Annotated in this window: 27 protein-coding genes; 15 read left to right on the top strand and 12 right to left on the bottom strand. The window is 69.1% G+C overall.

Going from position 1 to position 25,518, the window contains the following annotated elements:
- Positions 1 to 621 precede the first annotated feature (621 nt).
- Positions 622 to 2,409: a hypothetical protein gene (locus tag ACFU8Q_RS14555; RefSeq protein ID WP_384452709.1), complete on the top strand. Its 1,788-nt coding sequence runs from the start codon at positions 622 to 624 to the stop codon at positions 2,407 to 2,409.
- A gap of 167 nt (positions 2,410 to 2,576) precedes the next feature.
- Here the strand turns inward: ACFU8Q_RS14555 and ACFU8Q_RS14550 are convergent, their stop codons facing one another.
- A complete protein-coding gene (locus ACFU8Q_RS14550) occupies positions 2,577 to 3,545 on the bottom strand; it encodes a hypothetical protein (RefSeq protein WP_384452716.1) in 969 nt (322 codons plus the stop codon).
- Between the two features lie 278 nt (positions 3,546 to 3,823).
- Here ACFU8Q_RS14550 and ACFU8Q_RS14545 point away from each other — a divergent pair, with 278 nt between their 5' ends.
- From ACFU8Q_RS14545 to ACFU8Q_RS14530, 4 genes are all read left to right on the top strand, one after another.
- Positions 3,824 to 4,060, top strand: coding sequence for an IS3 family transposase (locus tag ACFU8Q_RS14545; RefSeq protein WP_384452706.1), 237 nt, complete (start codon positions 3,824 to 3,826; stop codon positions 4,058 to 4,060).
- A gap of 95 nt (positions 4,061 to 4,155) precedes the next feature.
- On the top strand, positions 4,156 to 4,578 hold the full coding sequence (locus tag ACFU8Q_RS14540) for a DUF732 domain-containing protein (RefSeq protein WP_384452703.1): 423 nt from the start codon (positions 4,156 to 4,158) through the stop codon (positions 4,576 to 4,578).
- Positions 4,579 to 4,870: 292 nt separating this feature from the next.
- Entirely contained in the window at positions 4,871 to 5,437 is a 567-nt protein-coding gene (locus ACFU8Q_RS14535; protein ID WP_384452700.1) for a hypothetical protein, read from the top strand.
- A gap of 15 nt (positions 5,438 to 5,452) precedes the next feature.
- The gene (locus ACFU8Q_RS14530) at positions 5,453 to 5,725 is read left to right on the top strand and encodes an HNH endonuclease (protein ID WP_384452698.1); all 273 of its coding nucleotides are present in this window, start codon (positions 5,453 to 5,455) and stop codon (positions 5,723 to 5,725) included.
- A gap of 919 nt (positions 5,726 to 6,644) precedes the next feature.
- Here the strand turns inward: ACFU8Q_RS14530 and ACFU8Q_RS14525 are convergent.
- Genes ACFU8Q_RS14525 through ACFU8Q_RS14515 form a run of 3 tightly spaced genes read right to left on the bottom strand, consistent with a single transcriptional unit; the run spans position 6,645 to position 8,284 of the window.
- The gene (locus ACFU8Q_RS14525; protein ID WP_384452695.1) at positions 6,645 to 7,496 is read right to left on the bottom strand and encodes a helix-turn-helix domain-containing protein; all 852 of its coding nucleotides are present in this window, start codon (positions 7,494 to 7,496) and stop codon (positions 6,645 to 6,647) included.
- Between the two features lie 25 nt (positions 7,497 to 7,521).
- Complete coding sequence (locus tag ACFU8Q_RS14520) at positions 7,522 to 8,052, bottom strand: DUF6879 family protein (protein WP_384452693.1); 531 nt, start codon at positions 8,050 to 8,052, stop codon at positions 7,522 to 7,524.
- Positions 8,021 to 8,284 (bottom strand): hypothetical protein, encoded by a 264-nt coding sequence (locus tag ACFU8Q_RS14515; RefSeq protein ID WP_384452690.1) that lies wholly within the window; start codon positions 8,282 to 8,284, stop codon positions 8,021 to 8,023. Before ACFU8Q_RS14515 ends, ACFU8Q_RS14520 begins: the two co-directional genes overlap by 32 nt.
- A gap of 201 nt (positions 8,285 to 8,485) precedes the next feature.
- On the opposite strand from ACFU8Q_RS14515, the gene ACFU8Q_RS14510 reads away from it, so the two are divergent.
- The 5 genes from ACFU8Q_RS14510 to ACFU8Q_RS14490 all read left to right on the top strand — a co-directional run bounded on the left by ACFU8Q_RS14510 (position 8,486) and on the right by ACFU8Q_RS14490 (position 10,695).
- On the top strand, positions 8,486 to 8,632 hold the full coding sequence (locus tag ACFU8Q_RS14510; RefSeq protein WP_384452687.1) for a hypothetical protein: 147 nt from the start codon (positions 8,486 to 8,488) through the stop codon (positions 8,630 to 8,632).
- Positions 8,629 to 8,820 (top strand): hypothetical protein, encoded by a 192-nt coding sequence (locus ACFU8Q_RS14505; protein WP_384452685.1) that lies wholly within the window; start codon positions 8,629 to 8,631, stop codon positions 8,818 to 8,820. Before ACFU8Q_RS14510 ends, ACFU8Q_RS14505 begins: the two co-directional genes overlap by 4 nt.
- Positions 8,821 to 8,906: 86 nt before the next feature.
- Complete coding sequence (locus ACFU8Q_RS14500) at positions 8,907 to 9,404, top strand: glycine-rich domain-containing protein (RefSeq protein ID WP_384452682.1); 498 nt, start codon at positions 8,907 to 8,909, stop codon at positions 9,402 to 9,404.
- Between the two features lie 32 nt (positions 9,405 to 9,436).
- Complete coding sequence (locus ACFU8Q_RS14495; protein WP_384452679.1) at positions 9,437 to 9,574, top strand: hypothetical protein; 138 nt, start codon at positions 9,437 to 9,439, stop codon at positions 9,572 to 9,574.
- A 917-nt stretch (positions 9,575 to 10,491) separates the two neighbouring features.
- A complete protein-coding gene (locus tag ACFU8Q_RS14490) occupies positions 10,492 to 10,695 on the top strand; it encodes a cold-shock protein (protein ID WP_358862110.1) in 204 nt (67 codons plus the stop codon).
- A 76-nt stretch (positions 10,696 to 10,771) separates the two neighbouring features.
- On the opposite strand, the gene ACFU8Q_RS14485 is transcribed toward ACFU8Q_RS14490, so the two are convergent.
- Together ACFU8Q_RS14485 and ACFU8Q_RS14480 are read right to left on the bottom strand one after the other, a co-directional pair.
- Positions 10,772 to 11,455, bottom strand: coding sequence for a carbon-nitrogen hydrolase family protein (locus tag ACFU8Q_RS14485; protein ID WP_384452676.1), 684 nt, complete (start codon positions 11,453 to 11,455; stop codon positions 10,772 to 10,774).
- 30 nt (positions 11,456 to 11,485) lie between these two features.
- Complete coding sequence (locus tag ACFU8Q_RS14480) at positions 11,486 to 12,418, bottom strand: LysR family transcriptional regulator (RefSeq protein WP_384452673.1); 933 nt, start codon at positions 12,416 to 12,418, stop codon at positions 11,486 to 11,488.
- 185 nt (positions 12,419 to 12,603) lie between these two features.
- On the opposite strand from ACFU8Q_RS14480, the gene ACFU8Q_RS14475 reads away from it, so the two are divergent.
- Genes ACFU8Q_RS14475 through ACFU8Q_RS14465 form a run of 3 tightly spaced genes read left to right on the top strand, consistent with a single transcriptional unit; the run spans position 12,604 to position 16,437 of the window.
- A complete protein-coding gene (locus ACFU8Q_RS14475; RefSeq protein ID WP_384452671.1) occupies positions 12,604 to 13,401 on the top strand; it encodes an enoyl-CoA hydratase/isomerase family protein in 798 nt (265 codons plus the stop codon).
- A gap of 43 nt (positions 13,402 to 13,444) precedes the next feature.
- Positions 13,445 to 15,082 (top strand): acyl-CoA synthetase, encoded by a 1,638-nt coding sequence (locus ACFU8Q_RS14470; RefSeq protein WP_384452669.1) that lies wholly within the window; start codon positions 13,445 to 13,447, stop codon positions 15,080 to 15,082.
- Positions 15,079 to 16,437 (top strand): MFS transporter, encoded by a 1,359-nt coding sequence (locus ACFU8Q_RS14465; protein ID WP_384452666.1) that lies wholly within the window; start codon positions 15,079 to 15,081, stop codon positions 16,435 to 16,437. The genes ACFU8Q_RS14470 and ACFU8Q_RS14465 overlap by 4 nt, the downstream gene beginning before the upstream one ends.
- Before the next feature lie 62 nt (positions 16,438 to 16,499).
- On the opposite strand, the gene ACFU8Q_RS14460 is transcribed toward ACFU8Q_RS14465, so the two are convergent.
- From ACFU8Q_RS14460 to ACFU8Q_RS14450, 3 genes are read right to left on the bottom strand one after another with little or no spacing between them, the layout of a single operon-like run.
- The gene (locus ACFU8Q_RS14460; protein ID WP_384452663.1) at positions 16,500 to 17,543 is read right to left on the bottom strand and encodes an alpha-hydroxy acid oxidase; all 1,044 of its coding nucleotides are present in this window, start codon (positions 17,541 to 17,543) and stop codon (positions 16,500 to 16,502) included.
- A gap of 3 nt (positions 17,544 to 17,546) precedes the next feature.
- A complete protein-coding gene (locus tag ACFU8Q_RS14455) occupies positions 17,547 to 18,506 on the bottom strand; it encodes a dihydrodipicolinate synthase family protein (RefSeq protein ID WP_384452661.1) in 960 nt (319 codons plus the stop codon).
- A 22-nt stretch (positions 18,507 to 18,528) separates the two neighbouring features.
- Positions 18,529 to 19,497, bottom strand: a complete 969-nt coding sequence (locus ACFU8Q_RS14450; protein WP_384452658.1) for a LysR substrate-binding domain-containing protein — start codon at positions 19,495 to 19,497, stop codon at positions 18,529 to 18,531.
- A gap of 102 nt (positions 19,498 to 19,599) precedes the next feature.
- Between ACFU8Q_RS14450 and ACFU8Q_RS14445 the strand changes: the two genes are divergently transcribed.
- Both ACFU8Q_RS14445 and ACFU8Q_RS14440 read left to right on the top strand, forming a co-directional pair.
- A complete protein-coding gene (locus ACFU8Q_RS14445; protein WP_384452656.1) occupies positions 19,600 to 20,937 on the top strand; it encodes an MFS transporter in 1,338 nt (445 codons plus the stop codon).
- Positions 20,938 to 20,955: 18 nt separating this feature from the next.
- Positions 20,956 to 22,329 (top strand): FAD-binding oxidoreductase, encoded by a 1,374-nt coding sequence (locus ACFU8Q_RS14440; protein WP_384452653.1) that lies wholly within the window; start codon positions 20,956 to 20,958, stop codon positions 22,327 to 22,329.
- Between the two features lie 1,095 nt (positions 22,330 to 23,424).
- On the opposite strand, the gene ACFU8Q_RS14435 is transcribed toward ACFU8Q_RS14440, so the two are convergent.
- The 3 genes from ACFU8Q_RS14435 to ACFU8Q_RS14425 are packed head-to-tail and all read right to left on the bottom strand — an operon-like array spanning position 23,425 to position 25,070.
- Positions 23,425 to 24,195, bottom strand: a complete 771-nt coding sequence (locus ACFU8Q_RS14435; RefSeq protein WP_384452651.1) for a DUF899 family protein — start codon at positions 24,193 to 24,195, stop codon at positions 23,425 to 23,427.
- 39 nt (positions 24,196 to 24,234) lie between these two features.
- Positions 24,235 to 24,576, bottom strand: a complete 342-nt coding sequence (locus ACFU8Q_RS14430) for an ArsR/SmtB family transcription factor (RefSeq protein ID WP_384452649.1) — start codon at positions 24,574 to 24,576, stop codon at positions 24,235 to 24,237.
- A complete protein-coding gene (locus tag ACFU8Q_RS14425) occupies positions 24,573 to 25,070 on the bottom strand; it encodes an ATPase (RefSeq protein ID WP_360938510.1) in 498 nt (165 codons plus the stop codon). The genes ACFU8Q_RS14430 and ACFU8Q_RS14425 overlap by 4 nt, the downstream gene beginning before the upstream one ends.
- Positions 25,071 to 25,518: the final 448 nt, after the last annotated feature.

The following is a 25,518-nucleotide window of genomic DNA, read 5'->3' as shown; positions in this document are numbered from 1 at the left end:
CCTTCGATGTCGCCAACCAGACCAAGATTGCGCACCACTGCCCAACATCAGCGTTGCGCATGAAGCCCGGATTCCCGCGTTTCCGCAGGACCCAGGTCGAGAGTCGACACAACCGCAGCGAACTGTGACCACGCAGTTGATCCACTCGTCGCTCGGGGCAAGAGCGGCATACTGGGGGCCGGTCGCGAGCCAGCGGATCTCGACGAGGTGCTCGTGGATCTCGCCAGTCTCGTTACTTGCGTTACTTGCGCAGGACGTCCAGTTCACCGCTGAAGCGAGGGACGCGAGCCCACCACACCGCTGGTTCGGTGGGCAGCGCCCTCACCCTGGGTAACCTTCGATGTCGCCAACCAGACCAAGATTGCGCACCACTGCCCAACATCAGCGTTGCGCATGAAGCCCGGATTCCCGCGTTTCCGCAGGACCCAGTGCGCCCGAAGACGCGGAGCCTACACGGCCCGGGCATCCAGAGGAGACGCGATGAAGCCGAACCGCATCAGAGGGCCCCGGTGGCGGGCCCGCCACGTCCTGGAAGCCGAGGCGGGTGCCCTGGACCGTTGGGGCACCCACACCGGAGTTCAACTTTCCATCGGCCAGTGATCACCGAGAACGGGGGAGCGGATGGAGAAAGCATGGGAGAAGCGTCCGGGCGGCCGACTCGTATCGGCTGATGAGATCGGGCCCGTACCTGAACCATTCAGGCGCCCGCTGATCTGCGAGTTCTGCGACAGTGCCGTCGGACCGGTCCGCGGCTACAAGAACGTGCCGAACCTCTTCCGCCTGCTCAAGGGAACGCTCCACCAACCGGGTTGCGCCCTGAATCCGACCGAGTTCATCCAGGGCATCGCCCGCGGCTCGCACGGTCTGGCCCACGTCACCGACCAGGGTCTCCTGCGCCTCGAGCTGCCTGAGCACATCGACGCGATGCCGCCCTTCACAGCCCCGGACGACGAGACGGGCCCCGACGGCCCAGTCCGCAAGCGCGACACCACCACCGTGCGGCCCTACCTTCCGCCGGCTATCACCAGCGCGGCGAAGATCGCCCGATTCCTGCAGATGCACGGCTTCGACCCGAAAACCGTGGACCACTTCCGCGTCAAACCGCACAACCAACGGCCTATCACCTGGGGCGATTTCTGCTACGGGCCAGACCACCCGTCCTATGCAGCCCTATACGAACGGCTCCGTATGGGGAAGCCAATCACTCACCCGATCGTCCTCCAAGGCGCCGTCCAACGCATCGCCCACGACAAGAACGGCCGCCCCTACGCCACCCTCGCGGCCAACGTCCCCACCGGCGAGAACCGCTTCCACATCGTGCTGCGCTCCGACTACAACATCCTCATCCAACCGCTCGCCGCCGGCACGCACGTCCTGGCCGTCGGCGACTGGAGCATCTTCGACGGCGGCTTCACCCCTCAGCTGCGCCTGTTTGCCGAACACCACTGGCAGGTCGCCTACTGGACCACCGAAGAAGAAACCGGCCAGCCCACCGAACCGTCCTGCCCCTCTGCCGTCACCTCCCGCCAGCGTGTGATGGCACAGGCCGAAGCCCGCAGGCGCCGCCTTGAGAAGCAGAGCCCCGCCACCCGTCCTGCGTCACCGGCTCCGTCGGCCGGGCCGGATTCCACCCGCGCCGAACAACCGGCTGTAGCCGACCCTGCCCCACCGACCGGGCCTCCCGCCGTCTCCGCGAGCCAGAGGAGCCTGCCCCCGCGCCCCGAGCCGCCACCCCATCGGATGCCCTGTCCGGGCCTCCACAAGTTGAGCAGGAGCTCCTCGGACCGCTGCGACCGGCTGCACCAGCACCAGCGCCGATGCCGCCGGCTCCGACGATCCCCCCCCGTCTCCACTCCACCCTCCGGCGCAGGCAGCCCGGCTCGCCCGTCGGCGAGGCCTGCGCCGATGGTTCGGCCGACAGCCCTGAGAGACGCACGCTGCAAATGTTGGTACAGCGCTGCGATCCAGGCCTGGGCGCGCCGCTGCGAATGGGGTTGCACCCACGGGTGGCTGGAGGGGTGGCTGAACCCTGTGGTCCAGCGTTTTACCGGGGGTTGCACCGGAGGTGGGAACCCCCTTTTCGTGATCTTGCTCGTTTTGCCTGGTCAGGCCCTGTCGGCAAGCCCTTTGCGCTCGCCGACACCTCTTCTCCGCGATAGTCGGAGGAAGCGGATCGTTGTCTGGACACCCGGCGCGGCCCGGCTGGCTCCGGCGTACCTCGTCCATTCGCCCCCGTACGCTCGGACGATGCAGATGTCCCTGGCCTTCCTCGCCGCTGCTTGCGGCGGCGCTGCCGGGCTGCTCGTGCAGCGCGCTGCTTACCGGTTTGCGGTGCCGCCCGGCGAGGAACGGCGCGCGGCGTGCGCGGCCCGCACGCTCATCCGGGCCGCGATCGACGCCTTGGAGTGAACTTCCGTAAGTTGTGCGCTGCGTCCAGAGCCGTGCCCGCCTCGTCCGCGCCCTCTACGAACGCCTGGACCGCTTGGAGGCCGTGCCCGTCCCGGCCGTATGAACTGCCGCGTACCCGGGTACGACGACGGACCCCGGGTACGCGGCGTAGCGCATGGTCCGTCGAATCATCCTGGGGCGTGCTCCGCGATGAGCTGGTGGCACTGCCGCGCGCGGTTGGCCAGTTCGTCGCCCAAAGCGGAGAGTTCAGCCAGGTAGTGCAGCAGGTCTGTGGTGGCGTCGCGGTTCGGGCCCCAGCGAGGAACAATCTGGTTGCCTCCGCCACGTAGTTTTCCGGTTCGAGGAGTAGTACCCGGAACAGGTCGAAGAACCTGGTGGCTGAACGAGCGGCAGCAGCGGTTGGCGCTGGCCGCCGAGGCCCGGCTGCTGGGGCACGGCGGGGTCCGGGCCGTCGCGCGTGCCGCAGGGGTGAGCGAGACGACGCGCCGGCGCCGCCGCTCAGTGAGGGCGAGGTGCGCCTGGGCGATGGCCTGTTCGCCGGTGTTGCCGTGCTGTTCGGCTTCGGTGCGGGCGGCGGTGTAGGCGGTGGCGGCCTGGGTCATGTTGCCGTGGGCGAAGTGGATGTCGCCGAGGACCCGGTGTCCGCGGCCGGGCCAGCCGAGGGTTTGGGCGGTGGCGAGCGCGGTGGGGAAGTCGCCGGCGGCACGGGCAAGGTGTGCGAGTCCGCGGGCGGCGTCGGGGGCGAGGCGGCCTCCTCTGTCGGCGACCTGGCGCATGCCGTCGCGGGAGGCGGCGCTCTGGCCGAGGTCGCGGTGCGCCTTGGCCTGGTAGTACAGGGCCATCTCCGTCAGTTCGGCGGGCAGCAGGCCGGTATCGAGGATGGCGGTGAGCCGGTCGGCGGTCCGGGCGCGGTGTTCGTGCTGGCGCCGGGGGCTGCACAGCCGATCGAGGTCAGCGGTAGGTGTGAACGCCTCATGCTTAACTAATCGGGACAGCAACCCAGTTGGCTGCCAAATCGTGTGCAGCCATGATGTAGCAGCCGACCGCGCCCCGCTCAGCGCGGCCGGGCTGCGCGAGGCGATGGACAATGTCCGGCGCTCCGGGCGGTGCTCGCCGCCCGGGTCCGTGACGCGCACACCGCCCGAGTGTGGCTCCCCCTCGGTCACAGCAACTGGGAGTCGTACTGCGAGGCGGAGCTCGACATCTCCCACGAGCAGGCTTATCGGCTCCTGGATGTCGCCCGCGCCCTGGCCGCGATCCCGCAAGAGCCTCGGTTGGAAGACACCCGCCGAAGCCCTCAACGACCATCTACTATCGATCGTATAAGCCGGTGTTGCATCCACTGGTTGAACCTGGCGAATACACGAGTGACGAATTCCGCACCGAGATACGTAAGTTGCACATGAGGCAATCGATGGGACGTGTCGGCTCTTGTTACGATAACGCTGCCGCGGAAAGCTGGTTCGCCGTCCTCAAAGCGGAGATCGGAACCACCGTCTGGGAGACCCGCGAGGCCGCCCGGGCCGATGTCTTCCGCTACATCGAGATCGAGTACAACCGCAGCCGACTCCGCAGGCACCCCGAGTACGGGTACGTCACCCCGCTCGAAACGAGAACCTTGCTCAAGCAAGACCTCACCCCCGCAGCGTAAACACCCGCTGTCCAGGACCCGGGGGGAACTTCACTTTCACGATTCCCCCACATGCATGACACGATTCCCCCTTCACCACCATCCCAGGGGGGACCATGCGCACCCGCACCACCACCACCGCCGCCATCATCGTGGCCGGCCTACTCGTCACGCTCACCGCCTGCGGCAGCAGCGACGACGGCAAGAAGACCACGAAGCCCACCATCTCTACTGAAGACCGTGCTGCGGCACGCGAAAAGGCCGGTCTGCCTCCGAAGCCCGACGCGGCCACGACCACCGCCTACATCAAGGCACTGAACGCCATCGACGCGGACATCGTCCATGGCAAGGACGAGAAGGCCGTCGACCGCGGCCTCAACACGTGCAGCTCGGTGAAGAGTTCGCCGAAGGACCAGGCAAAGCTGGTTGACCTGACGAACCAACGGTTCACCAGTCCCAGCCATCCGGAGGGACACGGCGCAGCAACGGCCGAGAAGATCCTGAAGGCCGCGCGCACGCATCTCTGCCCGGACTTCTGACCGCTTGCCCGCATACCGGCCCGTTGTCAGCTCCGGCCTGTACCGTGGCCAATCCGTCGGCGGGCATAAGAGGGCAAGCTGTCGGCGAGCTGCGACGCCGCCGAGCCCTCGCCCGCCGCCGGACTCACCCCACCAGCACGCAGCATCCGCCCCCGAGATCGCCCACACTGGCCCCACGTCCGGCATGCCCGGACAAACACAGACCCGCCCACCGTGGCGGGTCTTCGCATATCCCCCATACAACGCACGCGCGCGTGACACGATCCCCAGACACCAACCGCCCGGGGGACACATGCGTACCGGCACCACCGCCGCACTCATCGCCACCGGCCTGCTCGCCCTCACCGCATGCGGGGGCGAAAGCGCCGACGACAAGCCCACCACAGCTGCCGCCACCCAGACGCCGACCACAACCCCCGAGCAAACCCCCGAGCCCCCCATGACGGTCGGCAACGCTCTTCACTGGGAAGACACCACCAACGGCATCGCAGGCACCAGCGCAGCGCTCAGCTACAAGCAGGGGATCAAGAGCAGCGGTACCGCCAGCACCGAAGTCGGCGCAGCCGGATACGAGTGGGCCGCCCTTGAACTCAAGGTGTGCAGCAGCAAGGGCACGTTCCCCACCTCCTCGTCACCCTGGGTCCTGGCCTACGACGACGGTGGCCGCGTGGAAGCATCCAGCAGCATCTACGAAGACTTTCCGCGGCCTCAGTACCCCGTGGACGCCACCCTCACCCCCGGCAAGTGCGTCCGCGGCTTCGTCGTCTACCCCGTCCCGGACGACGACCGACCGGCCTCCGTCATCTACACCTACGGCAACCCGATCAAGACCGCCGAATGGGCTGTGCCCGCCAAGTAGCAGGAGGTGGCGCCCGTGGCCGGTAACCCCCGCAACGGGCGCCCCTACCGCCGCCTCGTCGACTGGCCCCGCGCCCAGCATCTGCCCTGCTGGCTCTGCGGCCACAACATCGACGGCACCCTCAACGCGAAGCACTCCATGAGCTTCACGCTCGATCACCTCGTACCGCTGTCCAAGGGCGGGGATCTCCTCGACCCCGCCAACGCCCGCCCAGCGCACCGCAGGTGCAACTCGAAGCGCGGGAACCGCACGAGTATCAAGCAGCCCCGAGCGTCACGGAGGTGGTGACCATGACCATCTGGCCAGGCTGGCGTCTGTTCGTGCGCCTGCAGCGCAGCACACCCAAGCGCTGCCGCTTCGCACTCAAGACCGCAGGCGACCCGATGCGGTGCATCTTCACCGCGGGCCACCCCCCCACACGGACACACCCTCACGAGCGATTTGACCGCACCCCCCGTCGCTTCACCTGGGCTGCTGGCCGACCGGCGGTGACCCCGTGCTGTACGTAGTCACCGCCCCCCGGCGCCGGCAAGTCCTCGTACATCCAGGCCCACGCCAAGCCCTCGGACATCGTCATCGACCTGGACCTCATGGCCCTGGCTATGGCCAGCCCCGGAGCAGACCACCACGACCACCACCCCGCGCTACTCCGCGTAGTCCACCGGGCCAGGCAGGCAGCCATCCACGAGGCCGAGCGCCACCTGGGCGAGGTCGACGTCTACCTGATCCACACGATGCCGCAGGCGAAGGCGCGCGCACTACAAGCGACTCAACGCGAAGATCGTCACCGTCGACCCCGGCGAAGCGATCGTTCGCCAGAGGGTCCGGGACATGCGCCAGCCCGCGATGGAAGCAGTCGTCACCCGCTGGTACCGCGACCGACGCAAGGGGGGTTCACGCCCTGTCACCAGGCAGGCATCACGCACCTGGTGACCACCGATCGCGACCGATCGGCCGGCGCCGACCGGGGAGAGAGGATCAAAAGTTCAGCCGCTTCCCGGGCGACCCAAACGCCCATCTGGGTGGAGACCTGCCAACTGCTTAGCTTCTGCTGCCGTCCGGTCCGCGTTTCGGTGACCAGCAGCCGGGCGGCACTCCGTCCTCTTCTCGGGGAAGGGGGCGGACCATCTCCACCGGCCGCTCATGAACCACCACGCCCCCTGTTCCGGCTACGGCCGGTGCAGGGGGCGCTTTCGTGCGTCCAGGGTCAGCCGAGCGCGTCGATGGCCTTCACGATCAGGGCGCGCGCCTCGGCGCCGTACACGGCGGTCTGTCTCATCTGCTCGAACGCCTTCATGTACAAGGTGATCTCGCTGGGTTGCGTAATCCTCACCTGCGCGGACACCAGCTCCACAGAGACGAGCGAGTCGTCATAGACGTGGAACGTCTCGCGCGGCCACTGACTGCGGCTCGCCGTGGTTGGAATGATGCCGAGCGACACGGCCGGCAGGGCGCCTGCGGTCAGGAGGTAGCCGAGCTGCGCCGCCATCGCATCGGAGTCCCCGATCCGGTAGTGCAACACCGCTTCCTCGACGAGGAGGACGAAGCGGTGTCCTCGCTCGTGGACGATGCGTGATCGTTCCACCCGGGCGCGCGCGGCCTCTGCGCTGTCGTCGGTGGGAAGCTCGCGGAAGCGTGCGCTCATGCCCAGCACGGCAGCGGCGTATCCCTCGGTCTGCAGGAGCCCGGGGACGAGCGAGGAGGAGTAGACACGGAACAGCTGTGTCTGGTGGAAGAACGTCACCGCGCTTTCCTGCAGCTGCTTCAGCCCGTTGCGTACCTGGTGGCGCCACTCGGTGTACATCGACTCGGCGTGAAGTGACTGGGCGATCAAGTCTTCGGCCTGGTCCTCAGCGCCGATGGTGCGGCACCACAGGCGGATGTCCGTGGCGGACGGGGCGGTACGGGCGTTTTCGATCCGGGACGTCTTCGCGTGGTGCCATCCACACCCGTCGGCCAGCTCAACGACCGTGAGCCCTGCCCCCTTGCGAAGGTCGCGCAGGCGCCGCGCGACGACTTCCCTTGCGGCTTGGGCGGAGGAGGAGGGGGAAATGGTCATGAGCTGGCCTGTCCGGTGCTTCCTGCTAGCGGATCTCGTACTGGTCGTGAGGGGTGGCCCGCTCCCATACGGCCTCGAAGGCGTCCGCGCACAGCTTCACCGCGGACGGGCTGTCGGTGATTTCCGGGCCCTGGGATGAGCCGTCGCCGGCGAAGTGGTTCCACTGGACCAACTGGCCGTCGAACAGCCAGAAGTCGTTGCCGGGCAGGGCGATTTCCGAAGCTCTGCGGCGTGGCAGCCACCGCACCTGCTCGCCTGCGGCGATGTTGGTGAAAGTGCCGGAGTGCTCGTACTGGATGTACTCGCTGACCGGCTCGGACACGATGCGTGCCCGGCGCACGACCACACCCCGGCCCACCGTCTCGGTGATGAGGTCCAGCCACGGCCGCCACCAGGATGCGCGGTCGGCCGGATCGTGCCGGATGCCCGCACGCCACTCGGCGAATGGGCCAGTCTCGTAGTCGACTGCGTAGGAGTCCCGCATCTCCAGGTGTATGGCGGAGTGGGTGCAGCCGGAGATCAGGTCACGAAACGTTGGCGGCACGTTCGACGGCATCGCACGCCTCCCTGATCATGCCCACCATCCTGGCGGGGATTCGGATCACGGCCTCACTGTCCGGGATGCCCACGGCGTGGCCGGGGAGTTCGAGCGCGGCGCATTCGGCTTCGAGTTCCGGGCCCGGCTTCCACCCCTGGAGGACGAGCTCCCTCTTCTCCTGATCGACCCACACCGTGGGGCTCTCGTGGTCTCCGGTGTTCGGGTCGATCCCGATGAACAGTAACGACATGCCGGTCTCCGTCCATGTGGTGTGCAGTTGTGTGCATCAACGTCCTGCAGATAGGCCAAGCGGTCAAGGGTGCGAAGCGGACATCCACCCGCACGAGCGCGGTGTGCGCACACTTCTGCACATCAGTGGTGGGCGTGCACAACGGGTTCCTACGGTCAGCGGTATTCCTCACCGACCGCGACGGGGGGCTTACCTGTGACGATGACGATCAAGGTGTACGAGGTGGACCGCTACGGCAGAACGCGCGTCGTGCGCCCCAAGGCCGAGGTCACCCCGCTCAAGACCGTAGAGCCCCGCACCTCGTTCCCGGACTGCGAGTGCGACCAGTGCAAAGCCAAGCAGTCGTGACCGCCCCCGTCCGCCCGCTCCCCGAGTTGGGGACGTTGACGTGGGACCAGTCCGCCGGCCGCGCCTGCATCTGGTGCAAGGAGCTCCTCACCACCGGTGCGGTGAGCGTCGGCATCATCCGTGGCCGGCTCGGCGTCCACGTCCTCGACACGGAGGTATGGGCCGGGCCCTGCTGCATGAAGAAGTGAGCCACCTACTCCCGCCACGGCCAACGCATCCAGCCAGGAAACCCGGCCGCGGCGGGGCGATCCCCAACCAGCAGAAGGAGATCATCGTGAGCGTACCTCCGAACCCCGGCCCCGACCCGTCCCCGATCCCGGTCATCGCCCGCGGCCTCATCCCCGACGAGCGGTTCACCAGCTGCCGCAAGACCGTCATGGACGCCAACCCGGACATGGACAGCGACATGGCCAGCCGCATCGTCGAGGAGGCCCTGAAGTTCGTGGCCGCCTGCTCCGGCAACCCCGGCGTCGGGCTCGCCCCGTCCCGGATCGTCGACGAGGGCTGGCACGCCCTGATCCTGCACACCGCCACCTACGCCGAGCTGTGCGAGTCGCTCGGCAGCTTCGTGCACCACTTCCCGGGGTACGACCCGACGAACTACGACCCGCCGATCCTCGACCGCACGCGAGAGAAGATCGCCGAACTCGGGTACGTCGCAGATGCGGAACTCTGGGGCCCGCCCTCCGACGAGCTCCTCGTGTCGGTCGCAGCCCAGTGCCAGCACGCACCGGACTGCACCATCATCATCACGCCCAAGCCCAAGGGCTGACCGGTAGCCTGCGGGCAGAAGGGAGGCCGCGCATGGAGTGGACCGATCCCCAGTACGCGGACCTGGTGGCAGCGTGGGAGACCTCGCAGGAACCTGACTCGCGTGACCCGGGCGCCCGGCCCGTGCGGGCATTCATCGCCTCGCCCGACCCGGAAGCACCGCAGGACTGAACAGTAGGAGCCAGGAACGCGCCGTCGGCACCCCGTGGGAGAAGATCGGCGAGCCGTCCGGCATCACCGTCGACGCGGCCCGCAAGCGCTGGGGGCACTGGGCGTTCGCCCCGCATCCGGACGACGGCCAGGTCTGACCCGGTCGGACCCGTTGGACCCAATCACTACCGGGGTGTGTCCGCGTCGCCCCCAGGTCCGGCTCCTGCGGCAGCCACTCCCACTGGATGCCGGTACCCCGCCCGGTGCAGCTCGGTCAGTAGCATCTGGTGCACGGCGTGCCGCTGCTTGTAGTCGGATTTGTCGAACTTGGGCGGTCGGCCACCCTGCTGGCGCCGGCTGCGGGACTGGCACGAGGCTGGGGTGTGGGACCAAGTCGGCGAAGTCCTCGTCGCGCCACAGCCCATCCAGCCGGTCTCTCACCCACATCGCCGTGGTGCCGCCCGGGTTGCTCGCCCGCGCGATCTGCGCGGTCAGAGAGGGGACTTGCTCACCGGAACGGGGGCGGAGGGACAACGGGCACCTCGACGACTGCATCGGCCACTAGAACAGCCCGAGCATGCCCGTTGATCACGCTGCCGCGCTGGGAATCTCCAAGATCCCCGACAGAGTCAAGCTAACCGTGAGCGTGGCGGCCTCCCAATATGTAAGGCGACGGGTACCCCCTCCATCGATCAAACACGCGAGCCACTTCTCGGTCGATTTCACTGTCAGAGCCGTTTGCAAAGCGCGTTGGACCGGCGGATCGGAGCCGTTCTTCTCTCCCGGCGGTCCGCCGGGGTTCCTCTGCCACTCTGGGGCAGGATCTCCGGGGTGGAGTAGGCGGGTGAACAGCGGGGTAGGACAGCGTCCGGGTGCCGGGATAAAGGCAGTTGGAACGCTCATGCCTGGGCGTCCCAGGATTGATCGAAGGATGAGGCATGGCCAGCGGAACGGTGAAATGGTTCAACTCCGAGAAGGGCTTCGGCTTCATTGCGCAGGACGGCGGGGGTCCCGACGTCTTCGCGCACTACTCGAACATATCCGGTAGCGGCTACCGCGAGCTCACCGAGGGCGAACAGGTGACCTTCGACATCGGGCAGGGGCAGAAGGGCCCGCAGGCGGAGAACATCATCCGCGGCTGAGACGGCGGCACGGCAAGAGCGGACGGTGTCATGCACACCATCCGCCCCGCGTACGACGACGCGCGGGGCGAGCCCGTCAGAAAGCGGTGCGTGTATCGCTGCGCGGGTCGCCCTGAACGGTCTTGGTGTTGTAAAGGCATGCTCGTGCTGAGCGGTGCCAGGGCCGGGCGAGGCGGACCGCCTCATCGATGTCCGGGTCTGTCGCACCCAGGTCGAGGTCCGCGACGGTCAGCGAGGGCTGGCCGTCGGCCGGGCACCGGGCGAGCCAACGCCCTCCCGGGGCGATGATCCCGGAGGGCACAGTGGCGCTGAACTGCGCCGGGATCGAGTAGCCGATCCAGTAGCTGTACAGCGCGCCGTATGCCTGCGCGATGACGGCCCGCGCCGCATTGTCGACCATGAGCGACACGAGTACGCAGTCCACGCCCAAGCGCTCGTACTCGGCGAACAGTTCGGGGAAGTTGACCTCGATGCACAGCGCGCACCCGAACCGGATGCCATCGACGTCGAAGACGAGCGGATCGATCCCTGGGGTGTACATGTACGACACCTCGGTGGAGGACAGGTACCGCTTGTCATACCGAGCGACGAGACGGCCCTGGTCGGACACCACGTACAGGCTGTTGTGCGGCCGGTTCGGCAGCGTGAGCGGATGGATCGACCCGAAAGCCGCCCAGAGACCGAGCTCACCTGCCAGAACGGCGATCAACTCCCCTTCATCACGCAGCACATCCCACGCGACCCGGCTCCAGTCCGACACGGCGAGCGCCCCCCGGTCCCCCTGCCGACATCACGTGCTTGTCCGGGTAGGTGATCGCGTGTCCGCGATGTGGTGTCCGGCCGCCGCGAGGCCCTCGGAGACGGCCTCCGCGAACGCGGCGATCGCCTCGTTGCGCCGGCTCGGCACCCACACCACCGAGGTCAGCCACGCCAGAGGCGTGTCCTGCAGCGGCCGCCACACGAGCCCGTCGGCGAGCGGTGTCGTGGGGGCCGAGTTGAGGTGGATGCCGCGGCCCGCGAGTACGAGGCCGTGGACGAAGTTCGGATTGCGCGCGTGCCTGATGGAGCCCGGCAGGAACCCCTCGTCGCGGCAGATCGTCAGCATGTGGTCGTACAGACGCGGCGCCATCGCGCGCGGGAAGATCACCAGCGGCGCTCCGTCCAGCTGACGCAGCCGCACAGGGCCGCCGGACGCCGCCGCGGCGTGGTCGTACCGGAGAATCACGCCCAGTTCACGCCGCGCCACCGGCCCCGACTCCAGACCCACCGTGTCCGACGGGTGGCGCACCACGCCCGCGTCCAGCTCACCCTCCCGTAGCCGGGTCAACTGCTCGTCCGTGGTGAGCTCGTGGAGGTCGATCAGCACGTCGGGCACCCGGTCGGTGAAACCCGCTGTCAGGTTCGCGAGCAATTGAGGGCCGGTGTCCGGCGGTACGCCGACGCGCAGCATGCCCGCCTCGCCCGGCCGGATCCTGCGCATCGCCTCGCGCGCGGTGTCCACCGCGGCCAGCACGGGCCGCACATGCTCCAGGAGCAGGGCACCGCCCTCGGTGAGCTGGACCTGATGACGACTGCGGTCGAAGAGCCGGACACCGAGCTCGCGCTCCAGGTCGCGGATGCGCTGGGACAGCGGCGGCTGGGCCATGTGCAGCCGCGTCGCCGCCCGGCCGAAGTGCAGCTCCTCGGCGAGGACGGCGAAATAGCGCAGGTGACGGAGCTCCATGAGGCCGACCATATCGCTTCGATATCACCGCCAGTCCCGATTGGTGTTGGCCGGATCGCATTCCCGGCTGTTTGCATGACTGCTGACGGGAAGCCCGCTCGCGGACATCCACCCGTCACCCCCGTCTCCCGCACGGCGCCCCCGCCGCCGACTTCGCCTGCCCATCCTCAGAAAGGCACGCCTGCATGACCGAGAACACGACCGTCGTCGTCACCCGCCACCCGGTGACCGACGAGACCACTGGCGCCCACGTCGCCGAGATCGCCCTCAACCGGCCCGACAAGCTCAACGCCTGGACCGGCGCCATGCGCGGCTGCCTCGTCGAGGCGCTCGACGAGGCGGGTGAGGACGCGGGCTGCCGCGCGGTCGTCCTCACCGGCACCGGCCGCGCCTTCTGCGCAGGCCAGGACCTCGCCGAGACCGCCGCCATCGACCCCGACGACCACGCGGCCGCCGAGGCGTGGATCGACGACTTCGGCCGACTGTTCCGCGCCGTACGCGGCCTCGACAAGCCGGTCATCGCAGCTGTCAACGGCGTCGCCGCGGGCTCGGGCTTCCAGTTCGCGCTGCTCGCGGACCTGCGCATCGGCCACGCGGCCGTCCGGATGGGACAGCCCGAAGTCCTGTCCGGCATCCCCAGCATCACCGGCATCTGGGCCATGAGCGGCATTCTCGGCCGGGCGAAGACCGCCGAGTTCGCGCTCACCGGCCGCCTCGTCGACGGCACCGAGGCCCTGCGTCTCGGGCTGCTCTCCCGCCTGGTCGCCGAGGACGAGGTCAAGGTCGCCGCCCTGGCCGAGGCCGCCCGCCTCGCCGAACTCCCGCCGGGCGCCGTGGCCCTCACCAAGGGCCGGCTCCGCGAACTCGACGACGCGGGCCTCGACGACGCCATCGACGCGGCCAAGAAGGTGCACGTCGCCGCCTACGCCACCGGCGAGCCACAGCGCGAGATGGCCAGGTTCCTCGCCGGCCGCCGCGGCTGACACCGCCGCCCACCGGCTTCGTAGGAGAGGACCCCTGAGCCCCATGACCACCAGTGTCACGCCGGACACCCGCACGGCCGACGACGGCGAGCGCGCCTACCGCCGTCTTGTCGAGGAACATCGATGGACCGTTCCCGCGCGCTACAACATGGCGGCGGATGTCGCCGACCGGCACCCGGGCGACCGCCTGGCGCTCGTCTTCGAGGACCACACCGGTCATCGGGAGGAGGTCGTCTGGCAGCAGATCCAGGACCGCTCCCGCCAGGTCGCCGCCCACCTCCACGAACTCGGTGTGCGCCAGGGCGACCGGGTGGCGGTGCTGCTCCCTCAGCGCCCCGACACTCCGGCCACCTATCTCGGCGTGCTGCGCACCGGCGCCGTCCTGGTGACCATGTCCCTGCTGTGGGCCGACGAGCCCATCCGCTACCGGCTCGCCGACTCGGGCACGACCGTCCTGGTCACCGAGACCTCGGCCCTGGAGCGCGCCGCGGGATTCGGCGGCACGGTGGTGAACGTCGACGACCCGGCCATCGGTGAACTGCCGCCCGTGTACGCCACCGCCGATACCGCCGCCGACGACCCGGCCCTCATCTTCTACACCTCCGGCACCACCGGCGCCGCCAAGGGCATCGTCCACGCCCACCGGACCCTGCTCGGGCACAACGAGTTCCACTACTGCCACGACGTGCGGCCCGGAGACGTGTTCTACGGAGCGGGCGACTGGGCCTGGTCGATGGCCAAGCTCATGGGCCCCCTGCGGGCCGGCGCAGTCCACTACGTGTACCGGCCGTCCGGCGGTTTCGACCCAGCCGGACTGCTGGCCGGCATGTCCCGTAACAAGGTCACAACGGCCCTGGTCAACCCCACCTTTCTCCGTAAGATGATGCAGGATGTCCCGGATGCGGGCAGCCGTCATCCGCAGTCGCTGCGGGTGGTGTGCTGTTCGAACGAGCCGCTCACCGCCGATCTCATCGAGTGGTTCTCCGCCCAGTTCGGCGTGACCCCGCTGGACTACTACGGGTCCACCGAGTCGTACCCCCTGCTCGGCAACTTCCCCGGTGTGCCGGTCAAGCCCGGGTCCATGGGGCGGCCGCTGCCCGGCTGGGAGGTGGCGCTGCTGGACGCCGACGGTCGCGAGGCGGCCGTGGGACAGCCGGGCGAGATCTGTCTGCGGGCCGGGTCCAACCCCCAGTTCCCCTTGGGCTATTGGAACCGGCCGGAAGCGTCGGCTGAGTCCTTCGGCGGCGCCTGGTACCGCACCAAGGACCAGGCGGTCATGGACGAGGACGGCTACTTCTGGTTCCTCGGCCGCACCGACGACGTCATCAAGACGTCCGGCTACCGTGTCGGACCGTACGAAGTGGAGGCTGTCCTGCGCGGTCACCCCGCCGTCGCCGAGGCCGGAGTCGTGGGCGTCCCCGACCCGGTCCGCGGCCAGGCCGTCAAGGCCTGGATCGAGCTCAACCCCGGCTACGAGCCGGGGGAGGACCTGGCACGGGACATCTCGCGCCACGCCCGCGCCGCGCACTCCCGCTTCGCCTACCCCCGCCTGATCGAGTTCGTCGGCGAACTGCCCCGTTCGGCCACCGGAAAGATCCAGCGTGCGGCCCTGCGCGCCCGAGACGCCGGATCCGCCACCCCCGACGCCGCGTCGCCACCCCGGAAGGACGGACGTACATGACGACGGACAGAGACACCTCCCTGCCCACGCTCACCGCCGAAAAGACCACGGGACCAGACGGCCCCGACGCTCCGGGAGTGCGCCGCAAGGTCGCCGCCGCCACGGCCGTCGGCAACTTCGTGGAGTGGTTCGACTCCGGTGCCTACGCCATCATGTCGGCCACCATCGCCGGACTGTTCTTCCCGCAGTACGACAAGACCGCGGCACTGCTGGCCACCTGGGGCATTTTCGCCGGCGGATTCATCGCCCGTCCGCTGGGCGCCGCGTTCTTCGGCCGCTACGGCGACCGCATCGGCCGCAACCGCATGCTCGCGCTCAGCGTGCTGTGCATGAGCGGCTCGACGCTGCTCATCGGTCTGCTGCCCACATACGCCGGGCTCGGCATCCTCGCACCGGTGCTGCTGTTCCTGCTGCGGGCGCTCCAGGGCTTCTCCACCGGCGGCGAGTACACCGGGGCGTCGGCGTTCATCATGGAGTACGCGCCCGAGGGCCGCCGTGCGCGCTACGCGAGCGTCGTGCCGATCACGGTCGGGATCGCCTCCGTCGCCGGAGCCGCGATGGGCCTCCTGATCACCTCCACGCTGGACGACCCGGCGCTGAACAGCTGGGGCTGGCGCATACCGTTCCTGCTGGCCGGGCCGCTCGGACTCATCGGCCTCTACCTGCGCAGCCGTATCCAGGACACCCCGGTCTTCCGGGCGATGGAGAAGCGCGAGGCGGTCCAGGAGGCGCCGCTGCGCGAGGCGTGGCGTACGTGCCGCCGACAGGTTCTGACGCTGTTCGGCTACAGCATCACCAACGCCGTCGGGTACTACCTGATGAGCAGCTACATGATCGCCTACATGTCCGAGGAGATCGGGTACACCAAGTCGGAAGCCATGCTCACGAGCGTGGTGGCCATGCTCGCGTACAGCGCTGCGTGTCCGCTGATGGCCGCGGCCAGCGACCGCTTCGGCCGCAAGCCGATGCTGCTCGTGGCGTGCGGAGGCTTCGCGGTGGCCACACTGCCCGCATTTTGGCTGATCGGCACCGGTCTCGCGGGGGCGATCGCCGGCACGGTGGTCCTCGCCGTGCTGGTCTCGGTGATCGGCACGTCCAACGTGCCGGCGATGGTCGAGATGTTCCCCGGCCAGCTGCGGGCGAGCGGTTCCGCCATCGGCTACACCGCCGCGTACGTCCTGTTCGGCGGCACGGCACCGTTCGCCGCGACCGGCCTGGTGTCCCTCGCCGGTACACCGCTCGCGCCGGGCCTTTACCTGATGGGCCTGGCGGTCGTGTCCGGGCTCGTGGTGTGGTTCTTCTTCCGGGAGACCCTGCGCCTGCCTCTGACGCGCACGACCGTGCTCGCTGAGTAGAGCCACTGCGCACGAAGGCCGGCCCCGGGCATCCCGGGGCTGGCCGCGTTATGTCGGCGGCGTCAGCGTGCCAGCACCCTCTCGTCGATGAGTTCCAGCCTGGGTGTGCCGCACAGCGCCATGGCCGTCGCGAGTTCGTCGCGGAGCAGGTCGACGACCGCGCGTACTCCGTCGGCGCCGTCCGTGGCGAGCCCCCACACGTACGGCTGCCCGATGAGGACCGAGGTGGCGCCGAGGGCGATGGCTTTGAGGACGTCGGTGCCGCGCCGGATGCCGCCGTCCACCAGAACGGGGATCCGGCCGGCGACCGCTTCGGCCACCGCCGGCAGTTGGTCGACGGTGGCCACGGCGGTGTCCAGGTTGCGTCCGCCGTGGTTGGACACCACCACTGCGGCAAGGCCCGCCGCGCAGGCGCGCAGCGCGTCGTCCGGGTGCAGGACGCCCTTGCCAACGACGGGAAGCCGGGTGGCCGACGCCAGTTGCTCGACGTCCGTCCAGGTCACCGACGGGTCGAGACAGCCCCCGGCCAGCCGTGGATCGGCGTCGTCGGGCAGATTCGCCCGCCGGACGCCGTCCGGCAGGTGTGTCATGGCGGCCTGCTGCCGGTAGCGGTGGCCGGCCACCGGGGTGTCCAGGGTGAGGACCAGCGCTTCGGCACCGGCGTCCTCGGCCCGGGCGATGAGTTCGCGGGTCAGGCCGCGGTCGCGCTGGACGTAGAGATGGAACCAGAACGGCGGCGAGCCGGCCCCGGAGAGGTCGCGCAGGGACACGCTCGACTCCATGCTGATCACCGGCAGGGTTCCCCCGGTTGCCGCGCCGGCCAGGGTGGCGTGCTCGCCGTCGGCGTGGAACAGCCGCTGCAACGCGACCGGGGCGAGCAGGATCGGATGGTTGAGCCGCGTGCCGAGCAGGGTGCACGAGGTGTCGACATCGGACACGTCGACGCAGACTCTGGGCAACAGCGCCAGTTCGGCGTACCGGGTGGTGTTCCACCGCGCGGTGTGTTCGTCGACGGCGGCGCCCATCAGGTAGGCCCAGGCCGAGGGTGGCATGCGGTGGTGTGCGGCATCGCGCGTCCGGTCCAGCGGGTGAGTGGGGTGAGGCATCGGTCAGTCCACGACCGCGAGGCCGAACTCGGTGAGTGCGCGGGCGATTTCCTGGAGTGTGCCCGGGTCGGAGATGGGCAGTTTGGGGCGGCGCGGGTAACCGCCGGGCTGGCCCTGGAGGTTCATGACTGCCTTCAGCGAGGCCTGCATACCGCCGTACCGCCAGTTGTACCCATCGTGGTCCTGCCCCTTGAACCGGGCCATGAATGCGGCGAAGTCGTCGGCGATCCGCCCGGCCTCTTCGAGGTCTCCCTTCCACGCGAGGTCGAAGAAGCGGGGCATGCGGCTGCCGAGGGGCATGCCGGAGCCGAAGTGACCGTCCCCGTGACCGTCGGCGATCGCGGCGAGACCGCGCCGGGAGAGCAGGTTGCCGAAGACGAGGGTGGTGTCGCCGACGGCCTCGATCGTCGCCTGCAGCTCGCTGTCGTCCGCGATGCTCTGCTTGACGGCCACCACGTTGGGGAGCCGGACCAGCTCACTGATCTGGGCGACAATGAGGTGAGTGGCGTTCTCCTGGGGGAAGTTGTACAGCCAGCACGGCAAGCCGGTACTGGCTGCGACCTCGGTGATGTAGGCATGCAGCTCGGCAGGGGTGGGCCGCACCGCCGGCGGTGGCGGCACCATGATCGCGTCGGCTCCCGCCGCCTCTGCGTGCCGCGCGAGTTCGACGGCGGCGGCGGGTTGCGGATGGGTGACCGCGACGATCACGGGGACCTGACCGGCCGCGGCGGAGACGGCGGTCTCGGCGAGTCGCTTGCGTTCCTCGGTGGACTGCGCGGCCCATTCGCCGGTGCTGCCGTTGACGAGCAGCCCGTGTGCTCCCTGCGTGACGAATAGCCGTACGGTCGTGGTGAACGCGTCCAGGTCGAGGTCGCCCTGCCTGGTGAACGGGGTGGGCAGCGCGGCGAAGTAGCCTCGCCAATCGACATCATGGCGGTTCATCAGCAGTCCTCCGGCAGGCATGGTGTGCATCGGAGGTTTCACGCTAATCGAGCGTCGATGCCCGCTCGATGCCGTTGCCATGCTCATCATTGCTCTGATGGGTATCGTCAGTCCGGGGCGCGGTGCGCACCAGGTGCTGCAGGTCGTCGCGGGTCCGGCTGATCTCGCCGCGCCGCCAGCCGAGCAGCACGTCAGACCGGGCCGGCCGGCCGCGCAGCTGGAGGAATCCGACGCCGGGCCGGGGCACTCTGGCGATCTCCCCGGACACCAGCGCCACTCCCTCTCCTGCGGCGACCAGGGTGAGCAACATCGGTGTGCTCTGCGCCTGGTGGGCGACCATCGGCGTGAAACCGGCCGCCGCGCAGCCGCTCAGCGTCGCGCTGATGAGTCCCTGGCCGAGCGCCCGCTCGTACAGCACGAACGGCTCGTCGGATAGTTCGATGAGGTCGATCTCCGCGCGCCCCGCGCGGACCAGTCGGTGGTTCGCGGGCAGCGCGGCCATGAGTACGTCGGTCCACACCTGCTCGAAGGACAGCGCGGGGTCGGCGTTGGCCGGGGCCCGCAGCAGGCCGCAGTCGATGGTGCCAGCGTGCAGCGCGTCGATCTGCTCCTGCGTGTGCAACTCGTGCAGCCGCAGGTCGATGTCCGCGTGCAACTGGCGGAACGCGCGCAGCACTCGGGGCAGCAGGTCGATGGCCAGCGGTTCGACGTAGCCGAGTACGAGACGGCCGACCTGCCCGGTTGCGCGCTGCCGGGCTAGCTCGACCGCCCGGTCCAGGCGGGCCAGCACCACCACGGTCTCCGCGTACAGCGCGGCTCCCGCCGGGGTCAGGTCGACCCGGCGGGAGCTACGTTCCAGGAGGGTGACGCCGATCGCGCGCTCCAGCGCCTGCACGTGCCGGGTCAATGGCGGCTGGGTGGTGTGGAGCCGGCGGGCGGCGCGCCCGAAATGCAGTTCCTCGGCGACCGCTTGAAAGACTCGGAGCTGCTGAACGGTCGGATCATTGCTCATGAGGGCATCAATCGGCTTGTGATCGGCAATGCTGGACTATCGGTTCCGGGCCCGACGTATCGCTAGCGTACGGCTCCCGACGTCCGGAGAGGACCGTTCCCCATGACCGAACCCACAGCCCCCGCCGGCAGACCGTTGCGTCGTGCTGTCCTCGCGACGGCCATCGGTAACTTCATCGAATGGTTCGACTTCTCGATCTACGGCTTTCTCGCGCCGGTCATCGCGACCCGCTTCTTCCCGCACGAGAACGGCACCGCCGCGCTGCTGTCCACCTTCGCCGTCTTTGGGCTCGCGTTCGTCGCGCGGCCGGTGGGCGCGGTGGTGTTCGGCAGGATGGGCGACCGCCTGGGCCGCAAGCGCACGCTCGCACTGATCGTGCTGCTGATGTCCGGCTCGACCGCCCTGATCGGCGTACTCCCCACCTACGACAGCGTAGGCCTGCTCGCGCCCCTCCTGCTCCTCGCACTGCGACTGCTCCAGGGATTCTCCGCAGGCGGCGAGTTCGCCGGCGCGTCCATCATGATCGTGGAGAGCGCGCCACAGGCACGGCGCGGGCTCTACACCAGCGCACTGTCCACGGCTACGTTCCTCGCGTCGGCCACCGGCGTGGCGCTCACCGCGCTGCTCACCCAGGGCATCGGCGTGGACGCCATGCAGGCGTGGGGCTGGCGGGTGGTGTTCCTGATCGCTCTGCCCGCCGGACTGGTCGGCCTCTACCTGCGGTTCCGGGTGGAGGAGACTCCCGACTTCAAACAGCTCGAGCAGCGGGCCGAAGTGCGCCGGGCGCCCATCCGCGAGGCGCTGGACACCCAGCGAAAGCCGATCACCACCCTGTTCCTCCTCATCATGATCAACGCGGTGGCCTTCTACGTCCTGGGTACCTACTGGCCTACGTTCCTGACCACCCACGCAGGGATCGACCGCGTGACCGCGCTGTGGTCGTCCGCCGCGGCCTACGGCGTCCTCATCGCCTGCGCGCCCCTGCACGGCCACCTCGCCGACCGGTTCGGACGCAAACCGATGCTGGTCTATGCGACGGTCGGCTTCGGCGTGCTCGCGATACCCGCGTTCCTCATCTCCGCCCAAGGCGGCTTCTGGTTCGCCTTCCTCGGCCAGTCACTGTTCGCACTCATGGCGGGCGCGTTCAGCCCGGCCTCCAGCCTGATCGTCTCCGAGTTGTTCCCGCCACACGTGCGCTACAGCGCATCGGCCATCGGCTACAACCTGTCGTATCTGCTCTTTGGCGGCACCGCGCCATACATGTCGGAGTTCCTCATCAACAGCACCCACTCCACCTACGCACCGGCCATCTACATCACGGCGATCGCGGTCGTGTCCGCCCTGGCCGCGGTGTTCCTGCTGCCGGAGACCTCACCCCTGAAACGACGGCGCGCGCCGTCCGCCGAGCCGGCGACCGTGCTCCCCACCACCGCCCGCTGACGACAAGAGGAGGCTCTCGTGCGCACTGCGGCACTAGACGAACTCGGCGAGCTGGTCGGCCCGGCCGGCCTGCTCACCACCGCATCGGATCTCGCCCGGTACGAACACGCGCCGAACGGGCTGTCCGGCCGGGCCGCATTCGCGGTGCGGCCCGCGGACACGGCCCAGGTCGCGGCCGTACTGGACTGGGCCCACCGTCACCGCATCCGCCTGGTGCCGCAGGGGGCCAACTCCGGACTCGTCGCCGCCGCACTGCCGGACGACACGGGCGTCCTGTCGACCGAACGCCTGCGCGGCACGTTCGACATCGACGTCGCCGGCCGCACCCTGGTCGTAAGTGCCGGCTGGAACCTGGACGAGATCAACGAACGCCTGGCCGCCGACGGCCTGCACCTCCCGGTCGAGGTCGGATCCAGCCCCTCGGCCGGCGGCATGGTCAGCACCAACACCGCCGGCTCGCACCTGATCAAGTACGGCGATGTACGAAGCCGGGTGCTCGGTCTGCGCGCAGCCGTCCCCGACGGCGCCAGAACCGTACTCGACCTGCTGCGCCCCCTGCGCAAACGCAACGAAGGACTCGACCTCAAGCAGGTCTTCATCGGCACCGCCGGGGCGTACGGCGTGGTCACCGAGGCAGCGTTCGAACTGGCGCCGCTGCCCGCCTCCCGCGCCGCGGCCTGGCTCGCGGTGCCCGAACACCACCTGCTGGACGTGCTGACCGATCTCGAAAGCCGCTGCGGGCCCGCACTGTCCGCCTACGAGGTCGTGTCGCCCGCTGCCGTCAGGCTGCTCGCGAACCACTTCTCGCAGCTGACGCACCGGGTGCCCGACAGCGACGGCTTCCTGGTCCTGGTGGAGATCGCGGCCGCCGACGACCAGGCCGGCGACCTGCTCACCGCCGGTCTGGAGGAAGCCACCGACCGGGGCTGGCTCACCGACGCACGCGTCGGCCCGGCACACCACATGTGGGAGGTCCGGCACGCCATCCCGGAGATCACCGAACGGATGGACCCGGTACTCAGCCTCGACCTGGCCGCGCCCCGCTCCCGCATAGCCGCCTGCCGCGCCGACGTCGTCGCCCAACTCGCCCTGTCCTACGCGCACATCGAACCCATCGAACTGGGCCACTACGGCGACGGCGGCATCCACATGATCCTGCCGCTGCCCGAGAGCGTCGCAGCCGATCGCGACGCGGTGAACGCGCTGCGCATGTTCGTCTACGACATCGTGGTCCACCGGCACGGCGGCACATTCAGCGCCGAACATGGCATCGGTCCGAAGAACTACGACGCCTACCTGCGCTACGTGCCGGAACAGGTGCGCATGGTCGCCGGGCTGCTCAAGAGCCACTTAGACCCCCGCGACGTTCTCGGAAGCGTTTCTCTTCGGTGAGTGGGGGTGTGCCAGGCCTGGCGGCGGGCGAATGTGCCGGGGCTCTGACCTGATGTCCATCCTGCTGTGGCGGATATGCCCTGCCTCGACGAAGGCATGAATCGTGGCGTGCATGGTCCGGGTCCGGTCGGCGAACCGGTGGCCGGTCGGCCACGGTGAGCCGGACGACTCCTCCGCCGGGACCACCCCAGCTTCCGTCCGTCCACGGTGATCAGCCCCGGCACGGTCTCGGCCAGGATCCCCCGCTCCACCAGACGCTTCAGCTTCGAACGCATTCCCTCCACGTGACGGGCCTCGGTCTGAAGCCCCAACTCCACGCACACGTCCTTGCACCGCCACGCCGACCCGGACGTGGCGAACAGAGCGGTGATCCGCTGGTAGTCCGGCGATATCACCGTCGCGTCGCCCACGGCCTCCGCCGCCACCAGCGCCGCGGCCACATCGGCCGACCCGGACGCTTCCGGACCGGTCTCGTCGCCCGCGACCGCCGCCGGCGGGCCGTCCGCCAGCACCGCTTTCACCGTCTCCCGCGTGATCTGCAGCCGGGACAGCTCGGACTCCACCTGGGACAACTCCTCGGAAATCCCTGCGATCTGCGCGCGCAACTCCTCAGCCCTGGAGCGGCACGCACTCTCCCTGGCTTCCAACGCGGCCATCAACGACGGCACCCCGCCACCTCGCCCTCACCCGGTTCCCGCACCCTCGGCGGGCTCACCTTGCCGACGGTAGAGACGGCTCCGCACCACCACACGACAAACCCAGCGAATCACCCCAACGAGGCACCCTCATAAGATCTGCACCCCATCGAGATGGCCTCCCGCCTCCTCGAACCCACCCTCCTCGCCCTCGGAGCCCTCGCCATCCGCGGGCGCATCAAACGCTGATGGCGCGACGGCCCAACTCGCGCTCACTAAACTTCCCCGTTCACTCGAGGGCTTGTTCAAGCGGGGCGAAGAGCAATCCTGGTCGTTTCCAAGAATCGCCATCAGCCGCTCGCCGTCGGGGTCGATCACAGCGGCCTACGGCACTTTCCCGGCGTATTCCGGAACCGGCGGCTGATCGCCAACCACCCGGGACTGCGAGTCGACTGTACCGTCAGGGTCGAGGCGTGAGGTCGTCAAAGCGCCCGGCCTCGATGCGGGACCACTGGGGGATGGGACGTCCGTTGCTCCGCAGGCCGACGTGGTCGGCGGGTGTTCCCTGGCCACGCAGCCAGCCGGGGGGCGAGTCCTCCCACAGCTCCTGGCGTCCGTACACGGTGAGGTCCATGAGCGCGTAGCTGTAGTCCGTCGCCTCCACCCCGCGCAGCGTCGTCCAGTAGGTCTTGTAGACGCGGTCGCCGTCGCGCAGGTAGCAGACCAGGTGCATCATGCCGACGTGGCGTCCGACCAGGAGCTCGTCATGCGACGGAAGCGCCGAGTACCACGGCACCTCCCAGCCCATGAAGTCCCGGTAGCGGCGGCTTTCCTCGTACGGGCCTTGGCAGAAGACCGCGTAAGTGATGTCGCGGGAGTGCAGGTAGGACAGCTCCTGCACCTGGGTGGTGACCCAGGTGCAGCCCTCGCACTGCCCGGCCGCGTTGTGGCCGTCGTGCCACATGAAGTAGTAGGCGATGAGCTGCCGGCGCCCTTCGAACGCGTCGAGCAGTGTGACCGGCCCGTCGGGCCCGGTCAGTTCGAGGTCGGCGGTCACTTCGACCATGGGCAGCCGGCGCCGGGCCGCGGCGATTGCGTCGCCTTCCCGGGTGTGCGCCTTCTCGCGGACTCGCAGCTTGTCCAGTTCGGCCTGGAAGGCGGCCCGCTTGGCCACCGGCGGCAGCGCCGGCGCGCGGTCGGGGTCCGCCCTCCTGCTGTCGTGCTCGGTCACGATCGTGTCCAATCGTCGTAAGTCATCAGTCGTCTTCCGTCACTCGGAGGCTTCTGGGGCTGCCGGGCCGGGGCGCTCCGCCAGTTCCTTGAGCCGCAGCAGGCGGGTCTCCCAGGAGCGGCCGATCCGGTCCAGTTCCCGGGCCAGCTCGCCGAGCCGGACGCCGACCGCGAGATAGACGACCTCGCGCCCGCGCTGCTCGGACTCGACCAGCCCGACCTCGCGCAGCACCTCCAGGTGCTTGCCGATCGCCTGTCGGCTCACCGGCAGCACCCGGGCCAGCGTGGACGCCGACTTGGGGCCCTCGCCGAGCCGGGTGAGGATCTCCCAGCGCGTCGGGTCGCCGAGCGCTGCACACATGACGGGGAGAGTGGCGGTCACGGTTGCGTCGTCGGGGTCGGCGCGGACTTCTCGACGAACGCCTTCGCGGCCTCCAGTTCGGCGAGCCACCCCTTGTCGTTTCCCTCGCGCTCCTTCAGCCACGCGGCCGGGTCGTCGGCGAGGCCGGAGAATCCACTCTCGACGACGCGTAGCGTCACCCCGCCGCCGTCCCGCTCGTCGATCCAGAACTGGACGAGGGTCGAGGGCGTCGACTCATCCCGGAACGGGGTACCGATCCAGCGGAACGCGGCGTAGCGCGGCTTGTCCAGCGTCACTGTCCGGAACCGGAACTCGCCCAGCGTCGGATGGCGCACCACGGCCACGTCGCCCTCGTAGCACAGGTCCGGATCGGCCTCGACCGCGCCGTCGTTGACATACCAGCCGGGGCGCGCGACCAACTCCCAGACCCGCTCTGCCGGGGCGTCGATGTCGATCTGCCGGGCGATCCGGTCAAGCTCGGTGAGCTCGGCGTCGGTGTAGGTGGTGTCGTTCATAACTTCCTCCCTCGGGTATTTCCCGCGCATCGATCCGCAACTCAATGGTTGCACATCGGAGCCCGTAACTGCAACCTAACGGTTGCAGTTGTGTCGCGCCGTCGGGCACCACCCTGCGCCGCACCCCCGTTGGCAGTCTCCAGGGACGGTCGTGGGTACCCAGAAGCCTGCAGGGGCATTGCCCGTAGGCGGCAGGGCCCAGCGGGGTCGATCCGGCGCGCTGCGCCGCCGGCTGCCCCGGCCCGGTGACAAGTGGCTCTACCTTCTTGAACGGGTTGGTCCTCCCGTTCGTAGGGTGAGGGCACCCAGGGGAGCTGGGTGTGGCTGACAAGTGGCTGCCGTTCGTGGCTGCGGGTGCTTGGCCGCCCGGCTCCCCACGACGACTCGGCCGCCGATTGGGAAGTGCGAACAAGTCGCTGTGTAGAGCAATGCCGGCGAGGTCGTCCGT

It is taken from the genome of Streptomyces sp. NPDC057543, assembly GCF_042801895.1.
Lineage (GTDB): Bacteria > Actinomycetota > Actinomycetes > Streptomycetales > Streptomycetaceae > Streptomyces.
This window is presented reverse-complemented; position numbering and strand designations above follow the sequence as displayed.

What these genes read in the sequence shown, in the direction of transcription:
- ACFU8Q_RS14555 (WP_384452709.1), top strand. Translation starts at nt 622, where the DNA reads ATGGAGAAAGCATGGGAGAAGCGTCCGGGCGGCCGACTCGTATCGGCT.
- ACFU8Q_RS14545 (WP_384452706.1), top strand. Translation starts at nt 3,824, where the DNA reads ATGGGACGTGTCGGCTCTTGTTACGATAACGCTGCCGCGGAAAGCTGG.
- ACFU8Q_RS14540 (WP_384452703.1), top strand. Translation starts at nt 4,156, where the DNA reads ATGCGCACCCGCACCACCACCACCGCCGCCATCATCGTGGCCGGCCTA.
- ACFU8Q_RS14535 (WP_384452700.1), top strand. Translation starts at nt 4,871, where the DNA reads ATGCGTACCGGCACCACCGCCGCACTCATCGCCACCGGCCTGCTCGCC.
- ACFU8Q_RS14525 (WP_384452695.1), bottom strand. Translation starts at nt 7,496, where the DNA reads ATGACCATTTCCCCCTCCTCCTCCGCCCAAGCCGCAAGGGAAGTCGTC.
- ACFU8Q_RS14520 (WP_384452693.1), bottom strand. Translation starts at nt 8,052, where the DNA reads ATGCCGTCGAACGTGCCGCCAACGTTTCGTGACCTGATCTCCGGCTGC.
- ACFU8Q_RS14515 (WP_384452690.1), bottom strand. Translation starts at nt 8,284, where the DNA reads ATGTCGTTACTGTTCATCGGGATCGACCCGAACACCGGAGACCACGAG.
- ACFU8Q_RS14510 (WP_384452687.1), top strand. Translation starts at nt 8,486, where the DNA reads ATGACGATCAAGGTGTACGAGGTGGACCGCTACGGCAGAACGCGCGTC.
- ACFU8Q_RS14495 (WP_384452679.1), top strand. Translation starts at nt 9,437, where the DNA reads ATGGAGTGGACCGATCCCCAGTACGCGGACCTGGTGGCAGCGTGGGAG.
- ACFU8Q_RS14490 (WP_358862110.1), top strand. Translation starts at nt 10,492, where the DNA reads ATGGCCAGCGGAACGGTGAAATGGTTCAACTCCGAGAAGGGCTTCGGC.
- ACFU8Q_RS14480 (WP_384452673.1), bottom strand. Translation starts at nt 12,418, where the DNA reads ATGGAGCTCCGTCACCTGCGCTATTTCGCCGTCCTCGCCGAGGAGCTG.
- ACFU8Q_RS14475 (WP_384452671.1), top strand. Translation starts at nt 12,604, where the DNA reads ATGACCGAGAACACGACCGTCGTCGTCACCCGCCACCCGGTGACCGAC.
- ACFU8Q_RS14470 (WP_384452669.1), top strand. Translation starts at nt 13,445, where the DNA reads ATGACCACCAGTGTCACGCCGGACACCCGCACGGCCGACGACGGCGAG.
- ACFU8Q_RS14465 (WP_384452666.1), top strand. Translation starts at nt 15,079, where the DNA reads ATGACGACGGACAGAGACACCTCCCTGCCCACGCTCACCGCCGAAAAG.
- ACFU8Q_RS14460 (WP_384452663.1), bottom strand. Translation starts at nt 17,543, where the DNA reads ATGCCTCACCCCACTCACCCGCTGGACCGGACGCGCGATGCCGCACAC.
- ACFU8Q_RS14455 (WP_384452661.1), bottom strand. Translation starts at nt 18,506, where the DNA reads ATGCCTGCCGGAGGACTGCTGATGAACCGCCATGATGTCGATTGGCGA.
- ACFU8Q_RS14450 (WP_384452658.1), bottom strand. Translation starts at nt 19,497, where the DNA reads ATGAGCAATGATCCGACCGTTCAGCAGCTCCGAGTCTTTCAAGCGGTC.
- ACFU8Q_RS14445 (WP_384452656.1), top strand. Translation starts at nt 19,600, where the DNA reads ATGACCGAACCCACAGCCCCCGCCGGCAGACCGTTGCGTCGTGCTGTC.
- ACFU8Q_RS14425 (WP_360938510.1), bottom strand. Translation starts at nt 25,070, where the DNA reads ATGAACGACACCACCTACACCGACGCCGAGCTCACCGAGCTTGACCGG.